The following is a 23,265-nucleotide window of genomic DNA, read 5'->3' on the forward strand; positions in this document are numbered from 1 at the left end:
CGGTTCGGCCCCGCCGGTCCGCCGGCGGGGCCTCGCCCGCTCGCCTACCAGGAGCCCGCGGTCGGGCCGGCGGAGCCGCCGCGGCGGCGCAGGTACTTCTCGAACTCGCTGGCGATCTCGTCGCCGGTCAGCGGCTTGATGCCCTCGTCGCCGACCCGCTCCTCCAGCTCGCGGACGTAGTCGCCCAGCTCGGAGTCCTGCTCGGCGGCGGCACGGACCCGCTTCTCCCACTCGTCGGCCTCCTCGGCGAGGTCCGCGAGGGGCACCGGCAGGTCGAGGACGTCCTCGAGCCGGCTGAGCAGCGCGAGCGTCGCCTTCGGACACGGCGGGTTGTTCGCGTAGTGCGGGACGTGCACCCAGAACGAGAGGGCGTCGACGTCGGCGCGCCCGGCCGCCTCCTGAAGCACGCCGACTATGCCGGTCGGGCCGTCGTAGCGGGTCGGGACGACCTTGTATCTCTCCGCGACCTCCTTCTCCGACGCGGTGCCGCTGATCGGCAGCGGCCGGGTGTATGGCACGTCGGCGAGCAGGGCGCCCAGCAGCACGATCCGGTTGACCTCGAGGCTGTGGCACACCTCGAGGATCTGCTCGCAGAACGTGCGCCAGCGCATGCTCGGCTCTATCCCGCGGATCAGCACCACGTCGCGTTCGGTGCCGGGCGGGCTCGCCACGCTGAACCGGGTGGTCGGCCACTCGATCTTGCGGGCCTCGCCCTCGGCCATGGTGATGGTCGGCCTGCTGACCTGGAAGTCGTAGAACTCCTCCGGGTCGACGGTGGTGATCTCGCGGGCCTGCCACACCTGCTCGAGGTGCTCCACCGCGGCCGTGGACGCGTCGGCGGCGTCGTTCCACCCTTCGAAGGCGGCGATCGCCACGGGGGAGCGCAGCAGGGGAAGACCGTCGAACTCTGTCACGGTGCCAACCTTTCGTACCTCACGTACGCAAAGCCTACGTGCATGGCCGACAACGCACCCGGGGGCCGCGCCGTCGCGCGGCTTTGCGTGGAGAGCCCGGTCACAGTGTGTCCACCTGTCGGACGCCGTCATGCGGTACCGGGGGCTTCTGCCATTAGCCTTGTCGGGTGCCGAATTCCTTCCTTGCCGCGCTGACCGATCGCATCCTCGTCGCCGACGGGGCGATGGGCACGATGCTGCAAGCCGCAGACCTCGACGTGGACACCGACTTCCAGGGTCTCGAGGGCTGCAACGAGATCCTGAACGTGACCCGGCCCGACGTCGTCCGCGGCGTGCACGAGGCCTACCTGGCCGCCGGCGCCGACTGCGTGGAGACGAACACCTTCGGCGCGAACCTCGGTAACCTGGGCGACTACGACATTCAGGACAGAATTCGCGAACTCTCCGAGGCCGGCGCCCGGGTCGCCCGCGAGGCGGCCGACACCTGGTCGACCCCGGAGCAGCCCCGGTACGTGCTCGGCTCGATCGGCCCCGGCACCAAGCTGCCGACGCTGGGCCACACGCACTACACGACGCTGCGCGACGCGTACCACGAGAACGCGGCCGGGCTGATCCTCGGCGGCGCCGACGCGCTGATCATCGAGACCTGCCAGGACCTGTTGCAGACCAAGTCCGCGGTGGTCGGCTCCCGCCGGGCGATGGCCGAGGTCGGGCGCGAGGTCCCGATCATCTGCCACGTGACCGTGGAGACCACCGGCACGATGCTGCTGGGCAGCGAGATCGGCGCGGCGCTGACCGCGCTCGAACCGCTCGGCATCGACCTCATCGGACTGAACTGTGCCACCGGGCCCGCCGAGATGACCGAGCACCTGCGCTACCTGTCGCAGTCTGCGGGCATCCCGATCTCGGTAATGCCCAACGCCGGCCTGCCCGTCCTGGCCGCGGGCGGCGCCTACTACCCGCTCACCCCGGACGAGCTCGCCGAGGCCCTGGAGCGCTTCGTCCGCGAGTACGGCGTCTCGCTGGTCGGCGGCTGCTGCGGCACCACGCCCGCGCACATCGCGGCGGTCGTCGAGCGGGTCCGCGGGCTGCGCGCGGCGCCGCGTACCGTCGCGCACCCGCCGGCCGCCGCCTCGATCTACCACGAGGTGCCGTTCCGGCAGGACGCCGGCGTGCTGATGGTCGGCGAGCGGACCAACGCGAACGGCTCGAAGGCGTTCCGCGAGCCGATGCTGGCCGGCGACTGGCAGGCCTGCGTGGAGATCGCCCGCAGCCAGGCCCGCGACGGCTCACACCTGCTGGACCTCTGCGTCGACTACGTCGGCCGCGACGGCACCCAGGACATGCGCGAGCTGGCCGGCCGCTTCGCCACCGCGTCCACCCTGCCGATCATGCTCGACTCGACCGAGCCGCAGGTCGTCGAGGCCGGCCTGGAGATGCTCGGTGGCCGCTGCGTGGTCAACTCGGTCAACTACGAGGACGGCGACGGCCCCGGCTCCCGCTTCGCGCGGATGATGCCGATCGTCAAGGAGCACGGCGCCGCCGTGGTCGCGCTGACCATCGACGAGGAGGGCCAGGCCCGCGACGCCGACTGGAAGGTCCGGGTCGCCTCCCGGCTGATCGACGACCTCACCGGCACGTGGGGCATGAACCGCGCCGACATCCTGGTCGACTGCCTGACGTTTCCCATCGCCACCGGCCAGGAGGAGACCCGCCGCGACGGCCTGGAGACGATCGAGGCGATCCGGCGCATCACCGAGCTGTACCCCGGCGTCAACTTCACCCTCGGCGTCTCGAACATCTCGTTCGGCCTGAACCCGGCCGCCCGCCAGGTGCTCAACTCGGTCTTCCTGCACGAGTGCGTGCTGGCCGGCATGACCAGCGCGATCGTGCACGCCAGCAAGATCCTGCCGATGTCCAAGATCCCGGACGAGCAGCGCCAGGTCGCCCTGGACATGGTGTACGACCGGCGCAGCGAGGGCTACGACCCGCTCCAGAAGTTCCTCCAGCTCTTCGAGGGCGTCGACGTGAAGTCGGCCCGCGAGTCCCGCGCGCAGGAACTGGCGTCGCTGCCCCTGGACGAGCGCCTCAAGCGCCGCGTCATCGACGGCGAGCGCAACGGCCTGGAGGACGACCTCCTCGAGGCGCTGCAAGCCTCCTCGGCGCTGGCGATCGTCAACGATGTCCTGCTGGACGGCATGAAGACGGTCGGCGAGCTGTTCGGCTCCGGCCAGATGCAGCTGCCGTTCGTGCTCCAGTCCGCCGAGGTGATGAAGGCGGCGGTGGCGTTCCTCGAGCCGCACATGGAAAAGAACGAGGACGAGGACGGCAAGGGCCGCATCGTGCTCGCCACGGTCAAGGGCGACGTGCACGACATCGGCAAGAACCTTGTCGACATCATCCTGAGCAACAACGGCTACGAGGTCGTCAACATCGGCATCAAGCAGCCGATCAACGCCATCATCGACGCGGCCGAGCAGCACCAGGCCGACGCCATTGGCATGTCCGGCCTGCTGGTGAAGAGCACCGTCGTGATGAAGGAGAACCTGCACGAGATGGCGGCCCGCGGCGTGGCCAGCCGGTTCCCGGTCATGCTGGGCGGCGCCGCGCTGACCCGCGCGTACGTGGAGGACGACCTGCGCTCGCAGTACGAGGGCGAGGTCCACTACGCCCGCGACGCCTTCGAGGGCCTGTCCCTGATGGACCGGGTGATGACCGCCAAGCGCGGCGGCGCCCCCGTGATCGACCCCGAACGCGAGGCCGCGCTCGCCGCCCGCCGCGCCCGCCGCGAGAAGCAGCGCGCGATGGTCACGGCGAACCTGCCGCCGCTGGACGACACCTCGGTCCGCTCGGACGTGTCCCCGTCCGCCGACGTGCCCGCCCCGCCGTTCTTCGGCACCCGCGTCATCAAGGGCATCCCCCTCAACGATTACGCGTCGATGCTGGACGAGCGGGCGACGTTCCTCGGCCAGTGGGGCCTCAAGCCGGCCCGCGGCGGCAGCGGCCCCTCCTACGACGAACTCGTGGAGACGGAAGGCCGCCCCCGACTGCGCTACTGGCTGGACCGCCTGGCCGCCGACCACACCCTCGAGGCGGCCGTCGTCTACGGCTACTTCCCGGCGTACTCGGAAGGCAACACCCTCGTGGTGCTGGACGAGAACGGCACGTCGGAGCGGGCCCGCTTCACGTTCCCCCGCCAGCGCCAGGAACGCCGCCTCTGCCTGGCCGACTTCTTCAAGCCCCGCGAGGCCGGCCAACTCGACGTCGTCGGCCTGCAACTGGTGACGGTCGGCCAGCCGATCAGCGAGTACACGGCGAAGATGTTCGCCCGCAACGAGTACCGCGACTACCTGGAGGTACACGGCCTGTCGGTCCAGCTGACCGAGGCACTGGCGGAGTACTGGCACCGACGGGTCCGCTCGGAACTGACCCTGCCGAACGGCACTACGGTCGGCACGAACGACCCGGCAGACCTGGCGGGAATCCTGAAGAACGACTACCGCGGCTGCCGGTACGCCTTCGGCTACCCGGCCTGCCCGGACCTGGAGGACCGCGCCAAGGTCGTCGACCTACTGGACGCGACCCGCATCGGCGTGACCCTGTCCGAGGAATTCCAACTGGAACCCGAACAGTCCACCGACGCGATCATCGTCCACCACCCGGACGCCAACTACTTCAACGCCAAGTAGTTCGCATACCCACGCTGAGCTGCGGAAACGCTTCGAGAACCGGTCGATTTTCATGATCAGGCCGTCTCCAGGCCGCCAGGCGTACCCGTGGCGTGGCCGAACGCCCGATCGATGGCACGCCGGGCGCGGTCCTGTCAAACCGTCGCGCCGCCCGTCCGCGCCCGGATGATGCCGACGAGAGTTCGCCGGACGGACTTGCCCGCCGTGGTTGGCGACTCGCGTGGGCGTACGCAAGAACCTCCTCGTGTCATATGACCTGGCGGTGTGGGAAGGCGATCGACCGGCAGACGAGGGTCGGAAGGGGCTGTACCCGCTCCGCTCCGTGGCCTCGGCGTGCCGGGCTCCATGCAATGCCGACCATCGCTGCGCTCCCGCGCCACAACTGATCCCGAACGCCCCGGCTCCGCGCCTGCACCGATGCGTGAGCACGTCCTCCGCCGATGTGCCGGCCCCGGTGTGGTGGACACCGGGACCGGCACTGGTGCGGTCAGCTGAAGTACCCGTAGTCGTAGATGAATCTGTTGGGATTGGCGTACACGTCGATGTTGAACGTCCCGCTCACGCAGGCGTTGCCGTCCGGTGGGCAGTAGGTGAACGGCTGCGCACCCCTGGCGGTGTAGTAGGTGTTCGGGAACGACTTCGGGTCCTCTCTGACCGAGGACGCGCCGAAGGTAAGGCCGACGATGGGCTCGGCCTCGACGACCACGGTGGCGCGCTCCAGGATCCGGGTCACCTTGGTTGCGTTAGAGCAGGGCTTCGTTCTTGTCGCCTGGGCCCACAGGTGCTGGCCGGTCGGGACGTAGGTGATGTCCCAGATCGGCTCGTAGTAGTCACAGGCGTCTGCCGCCGCGACCGCTTGGAGCTTGCGGCCGGTGGCCTTCACGGGCACGACCCTGAACATCTTGGCCGCCTGCCCGGCCGAAAGCTGAACGACCCCGCGTTCGGGGATCGGTGCGGGCTCGGCCGCCCGCGCCTGCGCCTGTGCGGGCGCCGCCAACGCGAGCATCCCCAGCGCGGCGACCGCCGGCGCGACGGCTCTGATCTTGGTGAACATTGCATCCCTCTCGGGGGTCAAGGCCCGGGTCGTCCCGGGGTCACCGTGATCGGCGACCCAGCAAGCGTCACCGGAGCCAGTGGACGCGCACTGGACGCGCACTGGACCGGGAGATCAGGCCGGTGTGGCGAGGCCGGTTCCGGCCAGCAGGGTGCGCGCGGCGACCATGGTCGTCGGCCTGGCCGCCCTTCCGGCGTGATCCAACGCCCGTGCAGCGTGAGGGCGTGGCGCTGCGCGCCGTCGAGATCGTCGCGCTGATTCCTTGAGCGCCCCGGGCACCCGGCGAACCACACCGGTCCTACCAGCGCGGCACTGACCGTCGGGGTTCGAGGACCCGTGGGACGGCAACGACGCGCAGGCGCCGGACAAGCTGCCGACCTTGACGAGTAGTTGCAGGCTCCCTGGTGGGTGACCCGCTCGAATTCGCGGAGCGACAGGCCGCGATCGCGGCGCAGACGGCGTAGTACTACGGCGAAGGTCGGTTCTGGATCCACAGGTCGTCACATCCCTGCTTGCGGTCAGGGCGGCGGTCGGCCGCAAGTCCGGCCGCCTGCGTCGACGGCACCGGTGCCGGCTGTTGCCGCCCACGGCGAAGCCCAGAGCTGGTGATTCAGCACTCGCATCGTCTTCGTGGCTTGGGAGCGATCGAGCACGGTGATCGGCTACGGAGGGGACAACCCGGTTCGGCAGGCGATGGGCGAGGCCGTCGCGGACGTAGCCGACGCGCCGCCGCTGACCCGGAGGCATACGGCAAGGTTATCGAGGTCAGGCCGTCTGCGGGCCGTGGAAGGTGGGCCAACGATGACCGACGTTGACGATCGCCGGCATCTATAGTGTCGGGTCATGTGGCGCCTCGCCCGGCTTGATCGACTGCGCACGGCTCGTATGTCACTGCGACGCCGGGTGGCCCTCGCCTTGCGGTCCGGCGAGCACGTCGACCAGCTGAAGGATCACTGGTGGTGGCGGCCCGGGTGGCGCCACGGCAAACACTTCTATGCCTGCCACTTCACCTTTACCGACCAGCCGGCGCTTCATGACCTGGTGGCCGCGTATCAACGGTCGCTGTCCGATATTGATGGTCTGGACCTGATCCCGCAACGGTGGTTGCATTTGACCACGCATGAGATCGGGCCCATGGACTCCATCGACGAGTCGAGCGCCGAACGGCTTCGGCAGGTGGTCGGCGGGCTGCTGGCCGGCGTCGATGCGCCGGCGGTCACCTTTCGGCGGCCCGTCGTCCGGTCTGAGGCTGTCTACCTTCGCGCGGAGCCGGCAGAGGGGATCGCCGAGGTCCGGGAGGCGATACGCGAGGCCGTCGCGTCCGTGCTGGGCCCCGGACGCCTTGGTGAATCCGGGAGCATTCGGCCGCATGTCAGCATTGCCTACTCGAACCGTGCGCAGCCCGCAGCGCCGATCGTCGACCGTCTCCGCCGGGTTGAGGCCGAGCCCGTGACGCTGTCCCTGCGGCATGTGGACCTGCTCGAGTACCACCGCGACCAGCAAATGTACGAATGGACCAGGTCGAGCCCGATCGCCATCGGTCGCTGACCGGCGGTACCGGGGCGACTCACCGCGCGCGGCCCGTGCTGGATATGCCGACTTCGCATCGCCTTGCTGTCCACAAGGCGCCGGCCCGTCCACAGAACTGTGGACAGCGAATCAGGCCGCGCGGTGTGACGCCTCGGTCGCCTCGTGCAGTGCGTCTACCAGCCAGGAAGGCGCGTCGGCGCGGCGAGCCCGCCGCACTGTGCGCCCGAGGATCTTCGGCACCCGCGCCGTGCCGGCGGTGGACACCCGGTCGATCAGCTCTTCGGCGACCTCGTCGGCCTCACCCCATGCGCCGACGTCGACGAGGTCCGAGATCAGCCAGGCCCGATACAGCGACTGGTCGCGGCCCTGCCCCGCGGGAAGGGCGAGGACGGCCCGCTCCGACCGGGTCGCGGCACCGCGCCCATCGTCGGACAGCGACCGGATCCGGGCTTCGTGCACGGCCAGTTCGGCGGTGTGCAGCCACCACGTCCACCCCGGATCGCCGGGCCCTATCCCGCCCGCCAGCTCCCGGCGGGCCTTCTCCAGCTCGGCCAGGGCGCGCCGACCGTCGCCGAGCTGGGCCAGCGCCCGCGCGCGGCGGACCCGCATCATCCCGACGACCCTGCGGGACTTCGGTCGCTCGGCGATAACCCGGTCGGCCAGCGCCAGGCCCTCCGCGCCGCGGCCCAGATACGTGGCCTGCATCGACAGATGTGAGGCCAGAAAGCGGGCCATGCTGGTGTCGCCGGCGGTCTGCGCCACGAGCATCGCCTCTGTGGCGATCCGGCGACTGTCGTCCTGGTGCTCGCTGTCGTAGGCGAGCCAGGCGGCGACCTCGCCCACCTCGGCCAGAGCCGCGTGCACGTCCGAGCGGTCGCCCGCGCGCACACCGACCCGGGCGAGCCGGGACCGGGCGGTCTGGAACGCACGGATCGCGCTGAGGTGCAGCCCGCCGGAACCGTGCGCGGTGTCGAGCGCGACGAGGTGGTGGACGGTGTCGCGCAGGTGCTGCACGTCGTCGGCGCTCATCGGCTCGTCGGCGTCGGTGCGCGCCGTGCCGTTCACGACGTCAGCAGCGGACGCGACCGGCTCGGCGCCATCGACCAGCCGGATCAACGAGCCGTGCGCTTCGAGCACGTCGTCGAGACGCCGGGCGGCCCGGCCGGTTGCGGCGCGGTCGCCGTGCTCAAGCATGCCGATGTACGACTTGCTGAAGTAGACGCGATCGGCCAGTCGGCGCACGGAGAGCCCGCGTGCTGCACGCAGTCGGCGGAGTTCGGCGGCGAATGCCGACACGGCGTCGATCATGGTCACATCCCTGCTTGCGGTCAGGGCGGCGGCCGGCCGCAAGTCGGGCCGCCGGCATCGAAGCTACCCCGGACCGGACCGTTGTGCGGAATGGTTCAGCGGCTTTCTCGGGGCGGCCGCAAGATCGGCATAATGTGGTTGCCGCGAAACATCAGAATCAATTATTACTTGCCTGGCCGTGGTGGCCCGAAGCTCGTGATCTGCGCCGGTGCTGAGCCGTTTCTGCCAAGGTGATCACATGGATCGCGGGAGAGGCCGGGCCTGCGAACAGCAGGAGATACTTCGGCAGGGACGTCCCGGAAGGCAGCCGGTAGTACCGGTTCATGGTCGCCTGCGGGCGAGTGCTCGCCATTGCGGTCGGCTCATTTATGTTCGTCTTCGGGACACTGGAGGCATTTCGTATCGATTGGCGCGGATGGAAGCGCGCCGGGATCAGGTCGGGGTGCCTCTGCGATGACGGATTCCATGTCCGCGCCGCTTCGTACCACGACGGCGTTTGTGCGGAGTTCCTCGGGGAGGTGCTCGCGTTGTGCTTCGTCGGCCAGCATGGTGGGGCGGTCGGGTGGGATCACGACGGCGCCGGCCAGGTTCAGGAACGTGGCGAGCAGGTCGAGGACCGCTCCGGTGGAGAAGCGGTTGAACAGGATGCTGCCGAGCTGGTCGTCGGTGAGTCCCCCGTAGAGGCTCGCGTCGCCGCCGTCCGGCGCTGTCACGTGCCAGTAGTGGAACTCCGGCTCCGTGCGGTCGATGCAGGCCTCGAAGGCCGCCCGGAACGCGGTGCCGGGCATCGGCGCCGGCTCACCGTGTTCGAACCGCATGACCAGCATGTCGTAGCTCATGTGCCGGCGGCCGGCGCCGGCCGGAACGGGTCGAATAGTTCCCGCATGAGGCGGTCCCGTTCGATCTCGGTGCCGATCGCAGGGCGGTGGACGGGATTCGCGGCGTAGTAGCGGATCGCGGCCGTGATGAGCCACGGCTCGATGTCGGTGGTGCGCAACTTCTTCCCGAACACGTGCAGGCCGCTGCGCCGCACCAGCTCGGGCCGGGCGCAGGTCAGCGGCACCGTGTTGGCGTTCGGGGCGGGTGGCAGGGACGGCACGGCGGGCGACGCGTCCCAGGGTATGACGAGCCAGCCGGTCAGTCCGCGCTGCCACACGCCGTCGGGCCGGAGCTGCACGCTGTTGTCGCCCCAGGCGACGGCGACGAACAGCAGGGTGAGTGCCGTCGTGAACAGTTCGGGCAGCTGCTCGGACAGGAACGGGTCCGATCCCCAGTCCCGGATGACGTTCGCGGTCCTTCCGGTGGCCATCACGAGATACGCGAGCGCCAGGAAGGTGTACGTCGGCCGCGGCGGGGTGCTGAACGCCGGCACGTCCGGCAGCACCACGAAGGCGTTCGGGCGTCTGCCGGCCACCGAGACCACGCCCAGCGGCAGCAGCGACATGGCGGCGATCATCAGGGCCGGGAACGCGCGTTGCCCGAGCGCCGGGACCTGGGCCTGGACCAGCAGGAAGCCGGCGGAGAGGGCGAGGCCGGTCGCCAGGATCGGCCGGCCGTGCCGCCCGGCCGCCGCGAGGAACTTGGTGATCACCACGGCATGCTACGGGTCGAGGGGGTCGATGACCTGTTTGCGGGCGTGCTGGTAGATGACGGAGCTGCGGAACCCGACGATCTCCCGGCGGCCGCTGAACTTGTCCATGAGGAAGGCGTGCAGGGCGTCGACGCTGGGCACGGCGACGTGGACCAGGAAGTCGTCGCCGCCGGCCACCACGTAGACCGAGAGCACCTCGGGCAGGCCCATCGCGTACCTCTTGAAGCCGTCGATGACGGTGCGGCTCAGCGGCCGGACCTGCACATGCAGCAGCGCCTGCACGCCGCGGTTGAGGGCGGCCAGGCTGATCTCGGCGTGGTAGCCGGTGATCACTCCGCGTTCCCGCAGCGCGCGCACGCGTTCCAGGCAGGTCGACGGCGCGATGCCGACGGCGCGGGCCAGTTCGCGGTTGGTCTGCCGCGCATGTGTCTGCAGGTGCCGGACGATCGCCGAATCAAGTTCGTCCATGGCCGGAATTTTGCCACTCGTTCCGAACGATGTTCGCCGTGAAGCGGTATGCCTCGGCCGTTTACCTACCGTCGGCTCCATGGCCGAATTTCAGCACGAACAGCTTGTCGTCCGGCGGGGCGCGCGGTCGGGGCTGCCGATCGTCGTCGCGGTGCATTCCACGGTGCTGGGTCAGGCCATCGGCGGCTGCCGGCTCGCGTCGTACCCGGACTGGCGCGACGGGCTCGCGGACGCGCTGCGGCTGTCGGCGGCGATGTCGGACAAGTGCGCCCTGGCCGGCCTGCCCAACGGCGGCGGCAAGACCGTCGTGGCCGTGCCGCCCGGCGCGGTCGACCGCCGGGCGGTGCTGCACGACGTCGGCGACGTGATCGCCGGGCTGGGTGGCGCCTACGCCACGGGGCCGGACGTCGGCACCGGGCCGGACGACATGGCCGTGATCGGCGAGCGGACCGCGCACGTGTTCTGCCGGCCGGACGGCGCCGGCGGCAGCGGCGATTCCTCCGGGCACACCGCGGCCGGGGTGCTCGCGGCGCTACGGGTGCTGTGCGCGGAGCGGTTCGGCTCGGCGGACCTGTCCGCCCGCAGCTTCGCGGTGCTCGGCCTCGGCCGGGTCGGCGGGCGGGTGCTGCGGCTGCTCGCCGACGCCGGCGCGAGCCTGGTGGCCGCCGACGTCGACGACGGCAAGCGCGGGCTCGCCGTCGCCGCCGGTGCCGCCTGGGTCGGCCCGCCGGAGTGTCTGGCCGCCGAGGTGGACGTGCTCGTCCCGGCCGCCCTCGGCGGCCTGCTGACCGCGCGGACGGTGCCGCGGCTGCGCTGCGCCGCGATCGCCGGGCCGGCCAACAACCAGCTCGACGAGCCGGCCACCGCCGGCCTGCTGCACGACCGCGGCATCCTCTGGGCGCCGGACGTCATCGTCAGCGCCGGCGGCATCATCCACGCCGTCGCCGTCGAGCTGCGCGGGGAGAGCGCCGCCCGGGCCGCGGCCCGCGTGGACGGGATCGCCGGCACCCTGGCCGGCGTGCTGCGCGCGGCCCGCGCCGCCGACTCGACCCCGGCGGCCGCGGCACGCGCCCGCATCCAGAAGATCCTTCACCGTACGGCGTGAGAGGCCAGGACGGCCGCGCAGCGCAGGTTGCGGTAGCGCCCGCGGTAGTCCAGCCCGTACCCGACGATCTGGCCGGACGGCACGTCGAAGCCGATGTAGGCCGGCACCGCGAGCTGCGGCGCGTCCGGCTTGCGCAGCAGCGCGCAGACCGCGATCGACGCCGGGCGGCGCTGGTTGAGGTTGGAGATCAGCCAGGACATGGTCAGGCCGGTGTCGATCACCGTCTCCGCGATGATCACGTCCCGGCCCTCGATGTCGATATCAAGATCTTTGAGCTGGCGTACGGAGCCGGAGGCGCGGTTGCTGGTGGTGGTGTACGACCGGATCGCCATCCAGCCGATCTCGACCTGGCTCTCCAGGGCCCTCGCGAGGTCTACGGTGAAGGTGGCGGCACCGCCGAGCACGCCGATCAGAACGATCTCGCGCCCCGACATGTCCTTGCCGATCTCGGCCGCGAGTTCGCCCACCCGGGCCAGGATCTGATCCTCGGTGAGCAGCACGGACTCGAGATCGTCCGCGACGTGGTCAGCGTCCAACCGTCATCCCCTTGCAAGTCGGCGGGCCCCGGCCGAGGTCACGCCGAAAGCCTGACATGTGTGACGGCGACGGCCAACACGTGCTGTACCTCCCGAGGAGGATCTCCGTGTGCCATTTATCGCACGCAGGGGTTGCGGCACTACGGAGCCGTGGCACTCGTCGTGTTTGCTGGTATCTGTACCCGTCACCCAACGTATTCGCATCCGTCACGCGGTCCGGCCGCTCAGCCGAGATTCCCGAGTCGTATGTCCAGATTCTCGGCCTGGCCGCTCCGTTGTGAGACGCGCTCCTGTAATGTCCGCGCGTCCCGGTATTCATGTATTCATCACGACGGTGGAGTTGTGGCATGGCACAACGGTTCACGCTCGACGAGATCCGGACCCGCACCTACAAGGATCGCGACGCCTGGTGGACCGTCTGGCTCGTCGACCCTCTCGCCTCGCGGCTGGTGTGGCTCGTGGCGCCGGTCCGGTGGATCACGCCGAACGTGCTGACGATGGGCGCCTTCCTGCTCGGCCTGGTCACCGCGTACTGCTTCGCGCAGGGTGACTACCCGTGGCTGATCGCCGGCGCGATCGTCTTCCACCTCAGCTTCGTGCTGGACTGCATGGACGGCAAGATCGCCCGGCTCAAGGGTACGGGCTCGGTCTTCGGCGCGTGGCTCGACTACGTCTTCGACCGGCTGCGGGTGCTGACCTGCGCGTGCGCCCTGTTCGGCGGCCAGTACGCGAAGACCGACGACATCCGCTACCTGTACCTCGCCGCCGTCGTGATCTTCCTGGACATGTTCCGGTACCTGAACGCCCTCCAGATGGGCAAGGTCAAGAACGACATGCGGCGCCGGCTGGAGGCCGCCCGCGGCGAGAACTCCGGCCGCCCGTTGTTCGTCGAGGAGACCGGCATCGAGCACCCGGTCGGCGCCGGCGCCGGCCTGACGACCGCCACCGACGGTACGGGCGAGGTGCGGCCCGTCGTCGACGTCTTCGACGACTTCCGCACCCGGTTCAGCGGCTTCGTGAAGGTCCGCAACATCCTGGTACGCCAGCGCATCCGGGCGCACGTGTTCAGCGGCATCGAGTTCCAGATGTTCATCTTCATCCTCGGCCCGCTGACCAACCAGATCGCGTTCTTCACGATCCTCTCCGCCGTGCTGCTGGCGGGCTTCGAGCTGCTGCTGATCTACAAGCTCTGGACCGCGACCCGCAGCTACGCCCGGCAGCTCGCCAAGATCGGTACGTCGGAGGCGGAGGCCGCGGCGGCCGCCGTCGCGACCGGGATCGAGCCGGCCGAGGACGCCGACGACCCGGAGGCGTTCAGCACCCAGCGCATCTCCGCGTAGGGACCGGGGGCCGCGTCCCACCGCGCGGCCGGCCGGCGTGGCAAGCTGACCGGCCATGGACGGACTCTTGCTGGCCGGCGCCCCGCTCACCCGGGGCCGCCGGCCCGGACGGCCGGCGACCCGGTGAGCGCGCGCTTCGAGGAACTCGCCTGGCGGGAGACCCCGATCGGCGAGATCAGCCTGCGCCGCCGGCTCGATCCCCGGCTCGGGGTCGAGGTGTACGAGGTGAAGATCGACGACGAGTTCCTGATGTCCAGCCTCTTCACCGTCGCGGAGATCGAACTCGCCCGGCTGGGCCTGGCCGCGCTGCCCGCCTGCGCCCGGCCCGACGTGGTCGTCGGCGGCCTCGGGCTGGGTTACACCGCCCGGGCCGTGCTCGAGGATCCGCGGGTGGGGTCGCTGCTGGTCGTCGACGCGGTTGGCGAGGTCATCTCCTGGCACGAGCGCGGGCTGCTGCCGGAGGCCGCCGCGCTGACCACCGATCCGCGGAGCCGTCTGGTCGAGGGCGACTTCTTCGCGATGGCCGCGGGCGAGTCGGGTTTCGACCCGGACGCGCCCGGACGCCGCTTCGACGCGATCCTGCTCGACGTCGACCACAGCCCGCGGCACGTGCTCGCCCCGGCCAACGCGGACCTCTACACGGTCGCCGGGATGCGCCGGCTCGCCGCGCACCTGCGCCCGGGCGGCGTCTTCGCGCTCTGGTCGGACGATCCGCCGGACGCCGAGTTCGAGGCCGTGCTGGCCGAGGTGTTCGACGAGGCGGCCGCGCACGTGGTGGCGTTCCCGAACCCGCTGACCGGGGGCCAGTCCGCCAATACCGTATATGTAGCTATATAGGCGGGCATACTGGCGGTTGTGGAGGATCACCCGCTCGAGCCCGGCGAGGACGCCACGACGTTCTTCCAGCCACGCGCCCTGGTCTTCGTGACCATGCTCTGGGTGATCGCGCTGGTCTGGCTGCTGGTCACCGTCCTGTACGGGGCGGTCGTGTACGTGACCGGGATCGAGCTGAAGTCCGGCGACATCCTCATCATGGTCGAGAGCGTGCTGATCGTGCCGACCGTGACCGCCGGCCTGATCATGCTCATCACCTGGCAGCGGCTGGGCTGGTTGAAGAGCTCCGTGTACGGCCTGGAGTTCGCGGCGACCGGCCGCCGGGGCGTGCACCTGCAGTGGTCCTCGATCGCGTCGGTCGGCCTGCGGCGCTGGGGCCCGTTCACCGAGCTCGTGGTGACGCCCACCGACATGGCGGCGGTCACCGAGCTGCGAGAGCGCGGGCGGGCGCCCCGAGTGCTGCGCCGCGACGCCGGCTCGGCGTTCCTGATCGACGTCGGCCTGATGTCACCGGGGCCGCGGACCCTGATCGCCGAGCTGCACCGGCGCATCCCGTCCCGGGTCTGACCGGCGGCGCACATGGGTGCTTCGGTGATGCGGGAACGCGTGGCGGCGCTGCGCAGCGGGTGGGGCGCCGCACTGCTCACCACCGCGGTGCTGCTCGTCGTCGCGGTGGTCGTCGCGGACTTCGTCACCCCGCCCGACAAGGTGTTCTTCTGGCTGATCCTGCTGGCGCCGGTGCTCGCGGCGATCCTGCTGCGCCCGTGGGCGGTGGCGGTGGTCGGGCTCGTCGCCCTGATTCTGGTCTGGGTCATGTCGTCGCGCGGCGGCATGTCCGGAACCGTCGACCAGGCGATGCGCCTGGGCGCGATCGTCGGGATCACCCTGCTCAGCGCCGGGTTCGCCCACCGGCTCGGCGTCCTCGAGCGCCGGGCGCACCGGGGCGCCGAGCAGGAGTCGACCCTCGCCGCGATCGTGCGCTCGTCCGAGGACGCGGTCATCACCACCGACCTCGACGGCACCATCACCACCTGGAACGACGGCGCGACGCGCCAGTACGGCTGGCGGGCCGATGAGGCGATCGGGCGCTGCATCGCCCTGGTGTACACCCATGATCAGATCTTCGTGATGCCCGACACCCTGGCGGGGCTGAGCGCGGGCAAGCGCCGGGGCCCGATCGAAGCGCACCGGGTCCGCAAGGACGGGTCGCACGTCGAGGTGCTGGTCAGCATGTGGCCGGTACGCGACCGTTTCGGCCAGGTGGTCTCCGTCGCCCGCATCGAGCGGGACCTCACGGCCGTGAAGCAGGCCGAGGAGCAGCGCCGGTTGGTCATCGAACGCTCGGCCCTCGCCGAACGGCTGGAATGCCTCGGTCAACTCGCCGGCGGCGTCGCACACGACTTCAACAACCTGCTCGCGATCAACCTCAACTACCTCGACTTCGTGCTCGAGCGGACCGCCGACGCCGAGACCCGCGAGGACCTCACCCGCGCCCGGACCAGCGCCGAACGCGCCCGCGAGCTCACCCGGCAGCTGCTGCTCTTCGCCCGCCAGGAGCCGGGCGACGCAGAGGTCATCGACGTCGACTCGGTGATCGAGGACGCCCGCGCCCTGCTCGGCCGGACCATCGGCGGCCATGTCGAGCTGATCGCCCGCAGGTCGCCGGAGCCGCTCGCCGTCCGCTGCGACTGGGGCCGGATGGAGCAGGTGCTGCTCAACCTGGTGATCAACGCGCGCGACGCGATGCCCGACGGCGGCACGGTCGTGATCGAGGCCGGCCCGGTCCGGCTCGAGCACGATCCCGACCGGCTGCCGCCGCTGCCCGCAGGCCCGTACGCGCAGCTGAAGGTCAGCGACACGGGCACGGGGATGCCCCCGGAGGTCGCCGCCCGCATCTTCGAGCCGTTCTTCACGACCAAGGCCGAGCAGCACGGCACCGGGCTGGGCCTGGCGACGGTGTACTCCATCGTGACCGAGGCGGGCGGCGACATCACGGTGTCGTCCGAGCCGGGCGTCGGCACCACCTTCCGGATCCTGCTGCCGGCCGTCTCCGCCCCCGTGGCGCGCGCGGGCGGCGCCGCCGGGAGGGCGCGGCGCGGCGAGACGGCGCCGGGCGGCGGCCGGTCGCGCATCCTCGTCGTGGAGGACGACGCCGAGGTCCGCAGGATCGCCGTGCGGATCCTGGCGGGCGCCGGCTACCGGGTGACCGAGGCCGCGAACGGCCGGGTGGCCCTGGACCGGATCAACCGGGGGCCGTTCGACCTGCTGCTGACCGACATCGTCATGCCGGAGATGTCCGGGTCGCGGCTGGCCGAGACGGTGCTCCTGCACCACCCCGGCACCCGGATCGTGCTGATCTCCGGCTACAGCGAGGAGTGCACCCGGGTGCGGCACCTGACGGTCGAGGGCATCGAGATGATCCACAAGCCGTTCACCGCGGACGAGCTGCTCGGCGCGGTGCGGCGGGTGCTGGGCGTCGCCACGGACCGGGGTCAGGCGGCGGCCGGCGCGCCGAAGACGACGGGCACGCCGGGGGAGTAGAGGACGCTGGCCGGCGGTCCGGCCGGTAGCGGCAGGCCGGCGGCGCGCAGCAGGTCGTCGTCGAGGTCGAGCAGCTCCGCGCGGTGCAGCGGCCAGCATGGGTGCTCGTTCGGCAGGTGCACGGTGCTGCCCCAGGCGCGGGTGTGCAGGCCCCAGCGGGCGGTCACGAAGTGCTCCAGCGCCGACGGTCGATCGAGCGCCGCTCCGACGCGTACCGTCATGGAAGAGGCCGCCCCGCGCGGGGCGGGCCAGCGCCGCCTGCTGGTGTATCGCACGACGTCGCGGTCCTTTTCCAGGCGCATGCGTGACCACATGTAGGGCAGGCGCAGCAGCGCCCGCGCGGTCAGGACGGGCAGCAGCCGCTCGGCGTCCAGGGAGAGGAAGACGACCGCCCGCCGGCCCTGGCCGTCCACGCTGTACAGACGGACGTTCGTCTCGCAGAACGTGCCGAGGTAGGGGATGCCCGGGCCGCGCAGCGCGCCGAGCCGCACCATCCGGAAGCCGATCAGCCCGGTGTAGGTGACGCCGTCGAGGGTGTCGGGCACGGTGCCGCGCGGCAGGAACGGCGCGACCACCTCCGGCGGCAGGGCCCAGTGCAGGAACGCCAGGTCGTGCCAGCGCTGCACCAGCCACGGGCGGCGCACCGGCCGCATCGTCTCCGGGGTCACGTCCTCGATCCGCACGGACCTATCATGCACGCGCGTTGATCCTTTTGTGGTGCTCCGTGCGTATCGTGGGTACATCCCGGTAACGCCTGCCCCTCGGAGGACCCCCGCATGCCGGTACCGCGTCGCTCCCGCATTCTGCTGTCGGCCTTCGTGGCGACGGCGCTGGTCGCGCTCGGCTGCGTCTCGGCGCCCGACGACCCGGCCGCCGGCCCGGCCCGTCCGGCGCCGACCGCCGAGCGCACCTCCACACCGGCGGGGGAGGACCCGGACGGCACCGACACCCCCGAGGAGTTCGCGGCCGACGTCGGCGACGCGACGCGGGTGGCCGAGGACTACTGGAAGGCCGGTTTCGCGGAGTCCGATCTGAAATTCCGGCCGGTCGCGCAGGTGATCCCGTACGAGCGGGAGGGCGAGGTCGAGTGCGGCGGGCAGCCGCTCGGGCTCAACAACGCCGCGTACTGCTCGGCCGGTGACTTCATCGCGTACGACATGAACTGGGCGTTCGCCGCGTTCCAGCAGATCGGCGACGCGTTCATCTTCTACCTGCTCGGCCACGAGTACGCGCACGCCATCCAGGGCCGGCTGCGGATACAGCACGAGCTCTCGATCGACACGGAGTTGCAGGCCGACTGCATGGCGGGCGCGTACATCGGCGACATGGAGCGCAAGGGCAGGCTCAAGCTCGACGACGGCGACCTCGACGAGCTCGCCGCGGGCCTGGAGGCCGTCGGCGACGACCCGGGCCAGCCCTGGTTCGCCGAGGGCGCGCACGGCTCGGCGGAGCAGCGCACCAGGGCCTTCAACCGCGGCTACAAGAACTCGCTCAAGCCCTGCGACGTGTCTTAGCCGTCACACCACCGGGTCCGGCGGCGCCGGGTTCGCAAGAATGGGCGGGTAGACGACCCGATCGGCCCGGGAGGCCCGCCCTGACACCACGACTACCGGCAGCGGTGCTCTTCGACATGGACGGCACGCTCGTCGACAGCGAGAAGGTCTGGGAGGTCGCGCTGCACGAGCTCGCGGCCCGGGCCGGCGGCGAGCTGTCACCGGCGGCGCGGCGGGCGATGATCGGCTCCAGCATGGCCACCTCGATGCGGATCCTCCGCGACGACCTGGGCCAGCCCGGACGCGACGAGGCCGCCGACGTCGACTGGCTGGAGCGGCGCGTCGAGGAGCTCTTCGCCGACGGGCTGGTCTGGCAGCCCGGCGCGTTCGAGCTGCTGAAGGCCGTGCGGGCCGCGGGCCTGCCGACCGCGCTGGTCACCTCGACCGGTCGCCGGCTGGTGGAGGTCGCGCTGGACACCCTGGGCCGGGAGAACTTCGACGTCGTGGTCTGCGGCGACGAGGTGTCCGCCCCGAAGCCGGACCCGGCGCCGTACCGGACCGCGGCCGGCCTGCTGGGCGTGGAGATCGCGCAGTGCGTGGCGATCGAGGACTCGCCGACCGGCATGGCCAGCGCGGTGGCCTCCGGCGCGGCGGTGCTCGCGGTGCCGGCCGAGCTGGAGCTGCCGGCGACCGACGGCGTCCACCTGCGCGACTCCCTCGAGGACGTCGACCCGGCGTTCCTGTCGAGCCTGCTCGTCCCGATACCGGGCTGAGCCCGCGCCGGCCCTGTTGCGGGCCGGCGCGGGAACTCCCCCCGTCAGTCGTGGGCGATGGCGCCCAGGACGTTGAGGCGGGCGGCGCGGATCGCCGGCAGTACCGCGGCGATCACGCCGACCAGGGCGGCCAGCACCAGGTAGGTGCCCATCCGGCCCCAGGGCAGCACCAGCTCGGTGATGCCGTCGCTCTTCAGGGCCCGGGTCACCGCGGTGCCGAGACCGGCGCCGACGACCACGCCGAGCAGCGCGCCGAAGACCGAGATCACCACGGCCTCGACCGTCACCATGCGCATCGTCTGCGCACGGCCCAGGCCGACCGCGCGCAGCAGGCCCAGCTCGCGGGTCCGCTCCAGCACCGACAGCGCCAGCGTGTTGATGACGCCGAGCACGGCGATCAGGATCGCCAGCGCCAGCAGGATCTGGATCATCGTGATGATCACGTCGAACGTCGAGGCCTGCTGGTCGACGAACGCCTGCGCGTCCTGCGCCGAGACCTCGGGGCTGTCCGCCAGCAGGGCCTTGACCTGCGGCAGTACCTGGCCGACCGGAACGCCCGCGTCGAGCCGGACGAAGCCGATCATCGGCTGGGAGATGCCGAAGTCCTTCGAGGCGGCGGCCGGCAACAGGAAGTTGCCCGGCAGCGCGTCCTCCGGGAAGGTCGCCGCGACCGTGTACTCGTGCGGATCGCCGCGGGACGCCTGGATCGTCAGCCGGGTGCCGACCTGCCAGCCGTGCTCGCTCGCCTCCGGCGCGCTCACGACGACCTGGTCGTCGCGCAGCGTCGTCAGCGTGGCGCCGTCCCCGTACGCCTCGGACAGCCCGGCCAGGTCGTCGGTGGCGTCCACCCACTGCTTCTCGCCGTTGATCAGGACCTGGTCGCTCCACAGGCCGGCCGCCGCCCGTACGCCCGGAATGGCCGCGGCCTTGCGCAGCACGGCCGGGTCGTAGGTCGCCGGGCGCGGGCCGTTGTCGTCCCCGCTGATGATCACCTCGGCCTTGAGCACGGTCGAGGCCATCGCCTTGAGGCTGCTCTTGGCGGAGTCCATCACCACGGTGACGCCGGTGACCAGCGCGATGCCGACCATCAGCGCGGCCGCGGTGATCGCCGTGCGGCGCGGGTTGCGGCCCGAGTTGAGCCGGCCCAGCCGGCCCGGCAGCGACCACGAGAAGATCCGGCCGATCACCGAGACGACCGGGCGGCTGATCAGCGGGGTGAGCAGCGCGATGCCGATGAACGACACCAGCACGCCGCCGAGGATCGTCCAGAGGGTGGCGTCGCCGGCGTCCCCGAACAGCCCGATGCCCAGCGCCGTGGCCCCGGCCGCCGTGACGACGCCGCCGGCGATGCTGATCTTGGTGAGCGGCCGGTCCGGCGTGGCGACGTCCTGCATCGCCGCGACCGGTGAGATCCGCGACGCCCGCAGCGCCGGCAGGACCGCGGCGACCACGGTGACCAGCACGCCGACGACGAACGAGCTGATGATTGCCTCGAGCGGCACGCCGAGCGGCGCCAGCTCCAGCCCGCCGCCACCGACCGAGCTGAACAGGTACGCCAGCCCGAAGCCGACGCCGACGCCGGCCGCGAGGCCGAGCACCGCCGCGACCAGCCCGATCACCACCGCCTCGACGAGCACCGAGCCGATGACCTGGCGCCGGCTCGCGCCGATCGCCCGCATCAGCGCCAGCTCCCGGGTGCGCTGCGCGACGATGATCGAGAAGGTGTTGAGGATCAGGAAGACGCCGACGAACAGGGCGACGCCGGCGAAGCCCAGCAGGATGTTGCTGAAGAAGCCGAGCCCCTCCTGGATGCCGGCGGCGTTGTCCTTGGCGAGCTGCTCGCCGGTCCGGGTCTCGTAGCCCGGGCCGACGGCGGCGGCGATCCGGTCCCGCAGCGCCTCCGGCGTCACGCCGTCGTCCGCCCGCACCTGGATCGAGCTGAAGACGCCGGTCTCGCCGAGCATGAGCTGCTGCGCGACGGGCTCGGTGAACGCGACCTCCTGCGCGCCGCCGATGCTGTCCCGGTTGCCGCTGTAGCCCCAGATCCCGACGAGGGTGAACTCCTTCTTCGGCTCCAGCGTGAGCACGCCGACCCGGTCGCCGACCTTGATGCCGGCGGCCTTCGCGACGGCCGCGTTCACCGCGATCTCGGTCGCCGCGGTCGGGCCGCGGCCCTCGCGCAGCTGCATCAGGTCGTCGGTGCCGGTCCAGTTGTTGCCCAGCCGGGGCGGGCCCATCGAGGTGAGTACCTTGCCGTCGCTGCCGATCACCCGAGCGCCGTCGGCGCTGACCTGCCCGACCGCGCTCTTCACGCCGGGTACGCCGCTCACCTGCTTGACGACCGAGGCGGGCAGCGGGGCCGCCACCTCCTCGCCCTCGAACTCGGAGACCTCGACCTTGGGCTTGGCGCTCACCGAGACGTCGGTAGTGGAGAACGCGCTGGCGAACAGGTTGTCGAACGAGCGGTTCAGGGTGTCGGTGACCACGAACGCGCCGGCCACGAACATGACGCCGAGCACGACGGCGAGCCCGGAGAGTATGAGCCGCAGCTTGCGCGCCAGCAGGCTCTTCAGGGTCGCGCGCAGCATCAGAGCACCACCGGCGCGGCGTGGGTGTCGAGGCGCTTCATCATGTCCAGCACCGACTCGGGGGTCGGCTCGAGCAGCTCGTCGACGATCTCGCCGTCGGCCAGGAAGACGACGCGGTCGGCGTAGCTCGCCGCCACCGGGTCGTGGGTGACCATGATGATGGTCTGGTGGTGCTCGCGGACGCTGGCCCGCAGGAACGAGAGCACCTCGGCGCCCGAGCGCGAGTCCAGGTTGCCGGTCGGCTCGTCGGCGAAGATGACGTCGGGCCGGCCGATGAGGGCACGGGCGCACGCGACGCGCTGCTGCTGGCCGCCGGAGAGCTGGCTGGGCCGGTGGCTCAGCCGGTCCCGCAGGCCGACGGTGTCGATGACGATGTCCCACCACTGCGGATCGGGCTTGCGGCCGGCGATGTCCAGCGGCAGCCGGATGTTCTCCTGCGCGCTGAGCGTCGGCAGCAGGTTGAACTGCTGGAAGATGAAGCCGACCCGGTCCCGGCGCAGCCGGGTGAGCGCCTTGTCGCCCAGGCCGGTGACGGCGGTGCCGCCGATGTGCACCTCGCCGCGGTCGACCGTGTCCAGACCGGCCAGGCAGTGCATCAGGGTCGACTTGCCGCTGCCGGACGGGCCCATGATGGCCGTGAACCGGCCCCGCTCGAAGTCCGCGCTCACGCCGCGCAGCGCGACGACCCGGGCCTCGCCGGAGCCGTACACCTTCCAGACCTCTTTCGCACGTGCGGCCACCGGATCGCCGGCCATCGTCGCTGTCACTTCCGCCCCCTGTATTTCCAACGTGTGGACCGGCCGGGCTTTCGCGCCCGGCCGGCCCGCCCAGTGTTTCGTCGAAATCCGGCGGGGGCGTCCGCCCACGGGCGGAGCGCGACGCGGAGATTTGCTCGGGGATTCCTCCAGCGGGTTCTCAGGGTTGTCCCTGACTTCGGTCCGCGTGGCAGGTTGACGTCGAGGTGACGGTTGACAGACGTCATTGGTGACGTCACCATGGCGTCATGGACCTGACACCGTACCTCGAATCGCTGCGCGGCGACCTCGCCGCGGCGGCGGCGCCGGGCGGCCCGGAGACCACCCGCGCGGCCGAACTGCTCAGCCACGCGATCGAGTCCTCGGCCCGGCTCGCGCTGCTCCAGGCGCTCTCCGACGCGGCGGCCGAGATCACCACGCGGCTGCACGGGCCCGTCGTCGACGTCCGGCTCCGCGGCCGGGAGGCGGACCTGGTGGTCAGCCAGGTCTACGCCGAGCCCGAGCCACCGGCCGCGGCGCCGTCCGCGCCGCCGCTGGAGGGCGGCGACCTGGCCCGGCTCACGCTGCGCATGCCGGAGGCGCTGAAGGCCCACGTCGAGCAGGCCGCCGCGGCCGAGGGTGTCTCGGTAAACGCCTGGCTGGTCCGGGCCGTCACCACGGCCGCGGGCCGGCCGGCACCCGAACCGCCGCCGGGCCGGGGCCGTCACGGAAAGCGCATCACCGGCTTCGCGCAAGCCTGACCAGCA

Annotated in this window: 20 protein-coding genes; 10 read left to right on the forward strand and 10 right to left on the reverse strand. The window is 71.3% G+C overall.

Annotated features, from left to right (window positions below; translation table 11 throughout):
* Positions 1-44: 44 nt before the first annotated feature.
* Positions 45-914, reverse strand: a complete 870-nt coding sequence (locus tag BJ971_RS14220) for a PAC2 family protein (RefSeq protein ID WP_184993294.1) — start codon at positions 912-914, stop codon at positions 45-47.
* Between the two features lie 167 nt (positions 915-1,081).
* Here BJ971_RS14220 and metH point away from each other — a divergent pair, with 167 nt between their 5' ends.
* Complete coding sequence (metH, locus tag BJ971_RS14225) at positions 1,082-4,603, forward strand: methionine synthase (protein ID WP_184993296.1); 3,522 nt, start codon at positions 1,082-1,084, stop codon at positions 4,601-4,603.
* A gap of 487 nt (positions 4,604-5,090) precedes the next feature.
* Here the strand turns inward: metH and BJ971_RS14230 are convergent, their stop codons facing one another.
* On the reverse strand, positions 5,091-5,657 hold the full coding sequence (locus tag BJ971_RS14230; protein ID WP_184993298.1) for a hypothetical protein: 567 nt from the start codon (positions 5,655-5,657) through the stop codon (positions 5,091-5,093).
* Positions 5,658-6,500: 843 nt separating this feature from the next.
* On the opposite strand from BJ971_RS14230, the gene BJ971_RS14235 reads away from it, so the two are divergent.
* On the forward strand, positions 6,501-7,205 hold the full coding sequence (locus BJ971_RS14235) for a 2'-5' RNA ligase family protein (RefSeq protein WP_184993300.1): 705 nt from the start codon (positions 6,501-6,503) through the stop codon (positions 7,203-7,205).
* 111 nt (positions 7,206-7,316) lie between these two features.
* Here the strand turns inward: BJ971_RS14235 and BJ971_RS14240 are convergent, their stop codons facing one another.
* The 4 genes from BJ971_RS14240 to BJ971_RS14255 form a co-directional block, all read right to left on the reverse strand.
* Positions 7,317-8,495 carry a helix-turn-helix domain-containing protein gene (locus BJ971_RS14240; protein WP_184993302.1) on the reverse strand — a complete coding sequence of 393 codons (1,179 nt, stop codon included), beginning with the start codon at positions 8,493-8,495 and terminating at the stop codon, positions 7,317-7,319.
* Positions 8,496-8,857: 362 nt separating this feature from the next.
* Positions 8,858-9,334, reverse strand: coding sequence for a hypothetical protein (locus BJ971_RS14245; protein ID WP_184993304.1), 477 nt, complete (start codon positions 9,332-9,334; stop codon positions 8,858-8,860).
* Complete coding sequence (locus BJ971_RS14250; protein ID WP_184993306.1) at positions 9,331-10,086, reverse strand: hypothetical protein; 756 nt, start codon at positions 10,084-10,086, stop codon at positions 9,331-9,333. The genes BJ971_RS14245 and BJ971_RS14250 overlap by 4 nt, the downstream gene beginning before the upstream one ends.
* Positions 10,087-10,095: 9 nt before the next feature.
* A complete protein-coding gene (locus tag BJ971_RS14255) occupies positions 10,096-10,554 on the reverse strand; it encodes an Lrp/AsnC family transcriptional regulator (RefSeq protein ID WP_184993308.1) in 459 nt (152 codons plus the stop codon).
* Positions 10,555-10,633: 79 nt separating this feature from the next.
* On the opposite strand from BJ971_RS14255, the gene BJ971_RS14260 reads away from it, so the two are divergent.
* Complete coding sequence (locus BJ971_RS14260) at positions 10,634-11,659, forward strand: Glu/Leu/Phe/Val dehydrogenase dimerization domain-containing protein (RefSeq protein ID WP_184993310.1); 1,026 nt, start codon at positions 10,634-10,636, stop codon at positions 11,657-11,659.
* Here the strand turns inward: BJ971_RS14260 and hpt are convergent.
* Positions 11,644-12,195, reverse strand: coding sequence for a hypoxanthine phosphoribosyltransferase (hpt, locus tag BJ971_RS14265; RefSeq protein WP_184993312.1), 552 nt, complete (start codon positions 12,193-12,195; stop codon positions 11,644-11,646). The two genes, BJ971_RS14260 and hpt, sit on opposite strands and share 16 nt — an antisense overlap.
* A gap of 347 nt (positions 12,196-12,542) precedes the next feature.
* Here hpt and BJ971_RS14270 point away from each other — a divergent pair, with 347 nt between their 5' ends.
* The 4 genes from BJ971_RS14270 to BJ971_RS14285 all read left to right on the forward strand — a co-directional run bounded on the left by BJ971_RS14270 (position 12,543) and on the right by BJ971_RS14285 (position 16,910).
* Positions 12,543-13,535 (forward strand): CDP-alcohol phosphatidyltransferase family protein, encoded by a 993-nt coding sequence (locus BJ971_RS14270; protein ID WP_184993314.1) that lies wholly within the window; start codon positions 12,543-12,545, stop codon positions 13,533-13,535.
* Between the two features lie 123 nt (positions 13,536-13,658).
* Positions 13,659-14,372, forward strand: a complete 714-nt coding sequence (locus BJ971_RS14275; protein ID WP_184993316.1) for a spermidine synthase — start codon at positions 13,659-13,661, stop codon at positions 14,370-14,372.
* 18 nt (positions 14,373-14,390) lie between these two features.
* A complete protein-coding gene (locus tag BJ971_RS14280) occupies positions 14,391-14,936 on the forward strand; it encodes a hypothetical protein (RefSeq protein WP_184993318.1) in 546 nt (181 codons plus the stop codon).
* A gap of 27 nt (positions 14,937-14,963) precedes the next feature.
* Complete coding sequence (locus BJ971_RS14285) at positions 14,964-16,910, forward strand: hybrid sensor histidine kinase/response regulator (protein WP_184993320.1); 1,947 nt, start codon at positions 14,964-14,966, stop codon at positions 16,908-16,910.
* Here the strand turns inward: BJ971_RS14285 and BJ971_RS14290 are convergent.
* Positions 16,862-17,593, reverse strand: coding sequence for a YqjF family protein (locus BJ971_RS14290; protein ID WP_239087308.1), 732 nt, complete (start codon positions 17,591-17,593; stop codon positions 16,862-16,864). The genes BJ971_RS14285 and BJ971_RS14290 overlap by 49 nt on opposite strands.
* 93 nt (positions 17,594-17,686) lie before the next feature.
* Between BJ971_RS14290 and BJ971_RS14295 the strand changes: the two genes are divergently transcribed.
* A complete protein-coding gene (locus BJ971_RS14295) occupies positions 17,687-18,424 on the forward strand; it encodes a neutral zinc metallopeptidase (protein WP_184993322.1) in 738 nt (245 codons plus the stop codon).
* Between the two features lie 104 nt (positions 18,425-18,528).
* Entirely contained in the window at positions 18,529-19,176 is a 648-nt protein-coding gene (locus tag BJ971_RS14300) for an HAD family hydrolase (RefSeq protein WP_184993324.1), read from the forward strand.
* 44 nt (positions 19,177-19,220) lie between these two features.
* Here the strand turns inward: BJ971_RS14300 and BJ971_RS14305 are convergent, their stop codons facing one another.
* Positions 19,221-21,764: an ABC transporter permease gene (locus BJ971_RS14305; RefSeq protein ID WP_184993326.1), complete on the reverse strand. Its 2,544-nt coding sequence runs from the start codon at positions 21,762-21,764 to the stop codon at positions 19,221-19,223.
* Positions 21,764-22,519 carry an ABC transporter ATP-binding protein gene (locus BJ971_RS14310; RefSeq protein WP_184998847.1) on the reverse strand — a complete coding sequence of 252 codons (756 nt, stop codon included), beginning with the start codon at positions 22,517-22,519 and terminating at the stop codon, positions 21,764-21,766. The genes BJ971_RS14305 and BJ971_RS14310 overlap by 1 nt, the downstream gene beginning before the upstream one ends.
* Before the next feature lie 248 nt (positions 22,520-22,767).
* Here BJ971_RS14310 and BJ971_RS14315 point away from each other — a divergent pair, with 248 nt between their 5' ends.
* A complete protein-coding gene (locus BJ971_RS14315; RefSeq protein ID WP_184993328.1) occupies positions 22,768-23,259 on the forward strand; it encodes a toxin-antitoxin system HicB family antitoxin in 492 nt (163 codons plus the stop codon).
* Positions 23,260-23,265 lie beyond the last annotated feature (6 nt).

It is taken from the genome of Amorphoplanes digitatis (assembly GCF_014205335.1).
Classification (GTDB): domain Bacteria; phylum Actinomycetota; class Actinomycetes; order Mycobacteriales; family Micromonosporaceae; genus Actinoplanes; species Actinoplanes digitatus.

Bases quoted from the DNA above. Each gene is read 5' to 3' on its own strand.
- BJ971_RS14270 (WP_184993314.1), top strand. From the start codon at position 12,543: ATGGCACAACGGTTCACGCTCGACGAGATCCGGACCCGCACCTACAAG.
- BJ971_RS14295 (WP_184993322.1), top strand. From the start codon at position 17,687: ATGCCGGTACCGCGTCGCTCCCGCATTCTGCTGTCGGCCTTCGTGGCG.
- BJ971_RS14315 (WP_184993328.1), top strand. From the start codon at position 22,768: ATGGACCTGACACCGTACCTCGAATCGCTGCGCGGCGACCTCGCCGCG.
- BJ971_RS14310 (WP_184998847.1), bottom strand. From the start codon at position 22,519: ATGGCCGGCGATCCGGTGGCCGCACGTGCGAAAGAGGTCTGGAAGGTG.
- BJ971_RS14305 (WP_184993326.1), bottom strand. From the start codon at position 21,764: ATGCTGCGCGCGACCCTGAAGAGCCTGCTGGCGCGCAAGCTGCGGCTC.
- BJ971_RS14285 (WP_184993320.1), top strand. From the start codon at position 14,964: ATGCGGGAACGCGTGGCGGCGCTGCGCAGCGGGTGGGGCGCCGCACTG.
- BJ971_RS14240 (WP_184993302.1), bottom strand. From the start codon at position 8,495: ATGATCGACGCCGTGTCGGCATTCGCCGCCGAACTCCGCCGACTGCGT.
- BJ971_RS14230 (WP_184993298.1), bottom strand. From the start codon at position 5,657: ATGTTCACCAAGATCAGAGCCGTCGCGCCGGCGGTCGCCGCGCTGGGG.
- BJ971_RS14255 (WP_184993308.1), bottom strand. From the start codon at position 10,554: ATGGACGAACTTGATTCGGCGATCGTCCGGCACCTGCAGACACATGCG.
- BJ971_RS14235 (WP_184993300.1), top strand. From the start codon at position 6,501: ATGTGGCGCCTCGCCCGGCTTGATCGACTGCGCACGGCTCGTATGTCA.
- BJ971_RS14260 (WP_184993310.1), top strand. From the start codon at position 10,634: ATGGCCGAATTTCAGCACGAACAGCTTGTCGTCCGGCGGGGCGCGCGG.
- BJ971_RS14245 (WP_184993304.1), bottom strand. From the start codon at position 9,334: ATGAGCTACGACATGCTGGTCATGCGGTTCGAACACGGTGAGCCGGCG.